1 protein-coding gene is annotated in these 915 nt (G+C 67.2%); it reads right to left on the bottom strand.

The window, feature by feature from the left end; all coding sequences use genetic code 11:
• Window positions 1-214: 214 nt before the first annotated feature.
• Window positions 215-915 (bottom strand): transposase (locus tag IVB36_RS00535; protein ID WP_247390190.1); only part of this gene is annotated, 701 nt, incomplete at its 5' end.

The raw sequence follows: 915 nt of genomic DNA on the forward strand, positions 1-915 counted from the left end.
ATCTCGCAGCCGCCGCGCGCAGGGGCGGTCAAGGCTGGCCGCGTTTGCGGCCACCGCAAGGCTTGGCCTTGACCGGCCCGAGCACGGCGGCATGCTGGCGTGGAACGGGACTGCATTCCTGGCTGGCACTTGCCGTCAGGCGGGATTATCCTGGGTGGGCGGGCGACCTCGTGGCGAAGCGTGGCGCATCGGCTGCAAGCGCCACCAGGCTGCCCTATTTTGTCTTGCCGAGTTGAGGCGCCCGCGCGCCGGTTTTTGGCCGCCGTGGTTTCCATTGCGTCACCAAGCGCTCGTAGCTTTGCTCCGCCTGTGCGGCAATCAACATCTCGCGGTCGCGCAGTGCCTTGATGTTGTAGGCATACGCTGGCCCACGCCGGCTGCCTTTCTGTTGCGGATGTCCGGCTTGAAGCTGCATCGCGCGGGTCTTAATGGCGACCAGTGCCGGGCGCGCCCACAGGTAATCCTCGCCCTTCGTCAACAAATGCCAGCAAAGCACGGTGAGCTTCCGGGCCACGGCCACCGCGGCGATCTGATGGCCGCGCCGGGCGCGGATGCGCACGAAAAACGCATGCAGCGGACCGGGCGCCTTGGCCGCTGCCCAGGCCGCCTCGACCAGCATGGCGCGCGCGTGACTGCGGCCGATCTTGCTGATGCGGCCGTGATGGGCGGCGCCCAGTCCGGACTGCCGCACCCGCGGGTTCAGCCCAAAATAGCTCACCAGCTTCTGCGGGCTGTTGAACCGGCTGATGTCGCCGATCGCCGCCATGATGCCGGCAGCGACCGCCAAGTTGACGCCGGTGATCGTCATCAATCTGTTGACCGCGGAATCGTCGATGGCGTCCTGCGCGATCTCGCGGTCGAGCAGGGCCAGATCTTCCGCCAGCCGGTCAAGCTCGCGGACGTGCCGATCGATCG

Source organism: Bradyrhizobium sp. 35, from assembly GCF_023073215.1.
Lineage (GTDB): Bacteria > Pseudomonadota > Alphaproteobacteria > Rhizobiales > Xanthobacteraceae > Bradyrhizobium > Bradyrhizobium canariense_D.